The organism is Pseudoxanthomonas broegbernensis (assembly GCF_014202435.1).
Classification (GTDB): domain Bacteria; phylum Pseudomonadota; class Gammaproteobacteria; order Xanthomonadales; family Xanthomonadaceae; genus Pseudoxanthomonas; species Pseudoxanthomonas broegbernensis.
This window is the reverse complement of sequence record NZ_JACHGU010000018.1, coordinates 1-5,335: the sequence shown is the minus strand read 5'-3', so window position 1 is coordinate 5,335 and position 5,335 is coordinate 1. Positions and strand designations below refer to the sequence as shown.

General features: G+C 62.3%; 3 protein-coding genes and 1 pseudogene. 1 reads left to right on the top strand and 3 read right to left on the bottom strand.

Annotated elements, in window-relative coordinates; all coding sequences use genetic code 11:
• Nucleotides 1-1,316 (bottom strand): hemagglutinin repeat-containing protein (locus tag HNR76_RS15075; protein ID WP_246429185.1); only part of this gene is annotated, 1,316 nt, incomplete at its 3' end.
• 43 nt (nucleotides 1,317-1,359) lie between these two features.
• On the opposite strand from HNR76_RS15075, the gene HNR76_RS15710 reads away from it, so the two are divergent.
• On the top strand, nucleotides 1,360-2,103 hold the full coding sequence (locus tag HNR76_RS15710) for an integrase core domain-containing protein (protein ID WP_343059340.1): 744 nt from the start codon (nucleotides 1,360-1,362) through the stop codon (nucleotides 2,101-2,103).
• Between the two features lie 341 nt (nucleotides 2,104-2,444).
• Here the strand turns inward: HNR76_RS15710 and HNR76_RS15065 are convergent, their stop codons facing one another.
• The gene (locus tag HNR76_RS15065; RefSeq protein WP_162312327.1) at nucleotides 2,445-3,362 is read right to left on the bottom strand and encodes a PoNe immunity protein domain-containing protein; all 918 of its coding nucleotides are present in this window, start codon (nucleotides 3,360-3,362) and stop codon (nucleotides 2,445-2,447) included.
• Nucleotides 3,362-5,335: pseudogene (locus HNR76_RS15060) on the bottom strand (hypothetical protein); the annotation flags it as partial. The gene HNR76_RS15065 and the pseudogene HNR76_RS15060, both read right to left, overlap by 1 nt.

The window sequence follows — 5,335 nt, the reverse complement described above, 5'->3', positions numbered from 1 at the left end:
GACTCGGCTGTCAGCTCGCTGTTGTCGGCGTTGGTGCTGGTAATGGCGCCGCCCACCAGGTTGACCGCTCCATCCACGTTGACGTGGTAGCCGCCGTCGCCGGCGAACAGCCCGCTCTGCTGGCCCACCCCCAGGTACTGGCCGTCGGCCTTGGACGAGCTGGCATTCCCGCTCACGTTCCAGGCCGTGCCGAACGAAACCTGCACCCGCCCTCCGACGCTGCTGGACCTGGCCTGGCTGCTCACCTCGTCCTGCAGCGACTCGATGGTCAGGTCGCCCCCGGCCTGCACGTCGATCCGGTCGCCCTGCACCACCGCCCCGCGCAGGGTGGTGTCGCCCCCGGACACCAGTTCCACCGTCTGACCGCTCAACTGCGCGTTCTGCCAGGTGGTGCTGTCCATCTGCGAGCTGTGGCTGCCCACCTGCGCCTGGGCATAGGCGTACACGCCCGTCTGCGCGCCCACCGACACGCCCACGCCCACTTCCACGCCCGCGCTGCTGCCGCGCTCGCGCTCGCTGCCCGTGGACTGGCCCGCCTCCAGCACCAAGTCCCGGGCCGCATCCAGGCGCAGCGTGTCGCCCGCACTCAGGGTGCCCTGCACCACGTGCAGGTCGCCCTGGGTGGCGGTCAGGCTGACGTTGCCGCCGCCGCTGATGGTCGAGCCCTGCGACACCTGGCTCTGGCCCTCGTAGCGGTTCTTGCTGGTCGCGATCCCGATGCCTGCTTCGGCGCTGAACAGCACCGCGTCGCCGCCGCTGGCGGCGCTGCGGACCGCACTGGCCGCCTGGTAGGCGCTGCCCGCCGCCGCCATCCCCTGCATCGCCTGCAGCCGCCCATCGGAATGGCGTGCGGCATCGACGTCGTTCACCAGGTCGATCAGCGGCGAGTTCACCCGCGCGAACACGCCGAACTTGAAGTCCTGGTCCTGCGCGCGGGTGCTGCTGGTTTCGTCGGCGGTGAGGATGTCGATCGTGGCCGCGGTGATGTCCACGTCCTGCGCCGCCACCACGTGGCTGGCGGTCTGGGTGTAGGCCCCGCCCGCCTCCAGGCGCACGTTGCCGCCCAGGCTGCCCACCGTGCTGGCCACCTGCGAGACCAGCGTGTCCTCGTCGCGGTGGCGCTCGGTGTGGTAGCCGGAGAACCGCTCGGTATCGGAGATCACCACCGTGCCGACTACACTGGCATCGTGTCCAAGGAGCGGATCGAAGATGGTGCTGTTGGCGTTGTGTGTGCTGGTGTGGACCGTGGTGTGGACCGTGGCCGGATATCGTCCACGCACTTGGTGGACAAGGCCGCGACGCGGGACGATCTTCATCCCACCTGCGCGTACCGGCCGCAGCCAGTGCAAACCACCCTGGGTGCGGCGCGAGCTGATCCGGCTCAAGGCGCTCTCGCCCGACCTGGGCTGCCGCACGCTGGCCGAGGTGTTCAACCGGCGGTTCGCGCATCGGCGCGTCAGCGTGGGCAAGAGCTTTGTGGCCACCGTGCTACGCCAGTCTGGGGCGGAGGTGGTACGCCTGCGGCGGGAGTACAAACACCGCATGCCCCGCCCGATACCGTGCAACCGCACCTGGAGGCTGGACCTGACCGGCAAGGCCGACCTCTCGGGCCGGCAACCGATGATCCTGGGGTTGGTCGATCATGGCGCGCGGGCCTGCCTGCGGCTGTCCGACCTGGCCGACAAGCGCAGCGCCACGATCCTGCGGGAACTGTGCAGCGCGTTCAGGAGGCTCGGTCCGCCTGCGCGCATCCGGGTGGACAACGAGGCCTGTTTCAACTCGCTGCTGATGAAGGCAGCGCTGGCGACGCTGGGCATCGCACTGCAAACCACCCAGCCCCATTGCCCCTGGCAGAACGGGCGTATCGAGCGGTTCTTCGGCAAGCTCAAACGGCATCTGGACAGGATCGCCATCGTCGATGGCGACGACTTGCGCCACAAGCTGGTCGAGTTCCGCTGCTGGTACAACCATGCGCGGCCGCATCAGCACCTGGGCGGACATACGCCGGCGGAAGTCTGGGGCGGCAAGCGCAAATCCACGCGAGGCCCGAAGTTCGTAAGCATCTGGGATGGCGCGATCACTGGTTGGTGGTTCCCGCCGTAGCCGGCGGCCGGGATTCCAACGGGACGCACGAAGGGCAACGCTGACTGTCCACGGGCGGGCTGCGCGGCGTGCGCGAAATCATCCATGAGTGGACAAAAGTTCACCCGCAATCACCCGACGAGAGGAAAAAGACAGGAAGGCGAAGCAGTCCAACACCCCAAACGACTCCAAATCCAGATGAAAAATCTCGGCTCATGGCTTGGAAATCACTCGCGGACAGTGTGGACGGGACACCTGCATGGTCAGCTTGCAACCAACGGCCATCTGAAGAATTGAACCCGATCCCACTTTCGCCTTTTCCGGCTCCATTTATGAAAATAGCGCGGACGAAGCAACACGTATCACCGACGCCTATCCGACCCAAGCAGCAACCGCGACAGCCAGTTCCGGGCTGGGCGTCCATGCGTAGCGCTTCCGAATTCAATCCGGCTCATGTCCGTCCCGGTCGCGGGCACCGGATCCGAATAGCGCGGGCTGCGTCCGTCTTGGACTAAGTCTCCCGGATAGTACGGATGATCCAGACAGTCGGTATCGTCAATGCCGAACGATTTGACTGCGGCTACGGCTTCGATGCACCAGCGACCGAAGTAGCTACCCTTTTCCAAAGGATGCTTCACCGGATCTCCATAGTCGTACCACCACAGCCGTTGCTTGCCAGTACGAGCAAGTTCGGGATACCAATGGTCCAAGAAATCCCGCAACAACCTTGCCTGCTGATCGCCACCCAACTCCAAACACGTCAACAGACGGCCGTAAGGCCGATCATGCAGCAATGCTGATCCTATTCGGCGTCCGGATTGGCGGCAGGCAACCACCTTGTCCAGCAGCACATCTTCACCCTCCTGCCCCACCAGCGCCAGCAACCGCTGCCAATGGACATCCGGCACCTCCAGCGCCAAGGCCAGACCTATCAGCCCAAAGCACCACTGGTAGTGGTTCAGGTTGGAAAGGTCAAAGACCCAGTTACGGCAGGTCGCTAAGCCATGCTTATCGCACACCTCCACAGCGAGGCGATTCGATAGTTCCCACATCTCCAAGATATTAGGAAACAATGGCGCTAGTTCACTCAACACATCGCCACGGGAGTAGCAACGCAGCAACATCCGCAGCGTGTCTTTACTGAGATCGAATGTGAATTGTGGATCATATGTTGGATTATCCGATTTCCCCTCCAGCAATTTTCTTGCTTTTGCAATCCATTCGCCATCCTTAGATATACGAGCATTCCAATAGCCAGCACCTCCAATTGAAGATCGCATTACCCCCCCCCACCTGGAAATCCCGGTAATACGCGTGATGAATCTACGGACTTTGGCTTACCAGCCGCATCTAACACCTGAAACTGAGTGGATCCATCCGGCCGAACAGTAACAACCCAGGACTCCACCCTTCCCTTCTTAAGAGACTCTCTAATATTCACAGCCTCATCAAATCCCACGGCATGCTCCAATCGGTCAGATCCCAGCATCCATTGTTCGGAGCCCTGCAAACCGTCATTGGTTCTACCAAGTCGGTCCGCACCTGACTTATTAGGATCAGTAACGAACTTGTACTCAACATGGATGTAGTCGACATCTGTTCGGTTGACGACGTATAGCTCATCGATTCCGTTGGTTCCAGTTCCCTGTGGAAGAGCAAGTTGCCTCCCATCAGGAACGACTCCTTTTACGGCATCCGGCCCCAGTACCTCGCCTACGACACGTTTCTGGTCATTGCTCAAGTTCCTGAAATCCATCAGCGGCTTGCCGTCTGACCCATACATGCCCTGGGCCTTCCGGAACGCATCCTCGGCCAGATCGTCGGCAACCTTGCCTATAGTCTCCTTGGCAGGCCCCTTCAGCTTGGCGACCAGTTGCCCCCCTGCCGCCCCGAGTCGGGAAAGCAGGATCGCCGTCATCACATCCCTTGCCGCACCTTCCTCATCTCCCGACAGAAGCTTCTTGGACACGTCCGCCACAAAGCCGACATCGCCCGTGAACATCGTAAAGGCTGTCCACGCATCCTTGTTCAATACGTCGTTGACGAAGTCGTCCCGCCAACCAGCATCGGTGCGATTCAACGCCTGCAGCAGGTGGCGGGCCTGAGCCTCATCCTTGGCCGTATTCAGCACCGCTCCATACAGTTGGGACAACGCCTGCGTGCCACGCAGTTCGTCCGAAAAAATGCGGCTGTCGTAGTACTTTTCGCCTGGCGCGAAATACGTAAATCCGCCCTTGGCATCAGTTACGTAGTTGGTACTCAGGAAAGATTGTGCAGGCCCGTCCTGCGCCAACAGACCGTCATAACTCAGTATGTCATTCCAGCGCTTGTCCACTTGCCGCATCGCTTGAATGGTCAAACGCTGCTGCGCCGCCGCAAGTTGCTCCGGGGTACATGCATCACCGCAATCAAACTCCTGCGCGGCAAACGCTTCGGTATTGGCATTGATCCAATCGATCTCCTTGGGATGCAACTGCCGGTTGAACTTCTCACCGGCCAAGCCTGTTGCTGCTCCGCTGCTGCCACCAACCGCTCCCATGCCCAGGCTCACCAATTCCTGGACAAACCTGCTTTCATCAGCTGTCAGGGAACGCCCCAGCTCCGCCACACCCGCCCCCAACGCACCACCCAGCGCGTCGCCACCGCCCAGGCCAGCCACCAGTGCGCCCGCAGCTACATGCAACAGAGTCTTGCCGGTACCGCCGTCCTTCCACAGGTCATACTGATGCTGCGTGGTCTCGATTGTTGCTTGGGCAGCCGTGAGCAACTGCTGGGCTACCGCGCGATCCGCGTCGCTCGCGGATGGATTGTCCAAGACGGCTTGTGCTGCCTTTGCTTGCAGCTCGGCATTGGTGTATTCGCGGGTCAGCGCTTGCGCGATGTCGCCCACCGCCCGGAACGCCACCTCGCCGGCCACCTGCCCCATCTCCATCCGCTCGGCCACCTTCCCGGCGTCGAAGATTTCCTTCAGCCCCTCTTGCTGCAGCTCGGTGACCCCACGGGCGATGTCCGTACCACTGCCGTCGTGCACGATCAGCGTGCCGTCGGCAATGCCTGAGTGCGTGGTGCTGCTGGCATCTTCATCCTGGCGGACCGCAAGGCTAAGTCCGCTGCCGATGCCGTTGCTGATCGCATTGCCCGCCGCTCCGCCGCTGCTGCTGAAGCTGGCCCCCATGCTGCTGGCGCTGTACGCGGCCGTGTTCTCCAGGTCGCTCCAGCCCAGACTGCCGGTCTCCAGCCGGTTCAGCGACGC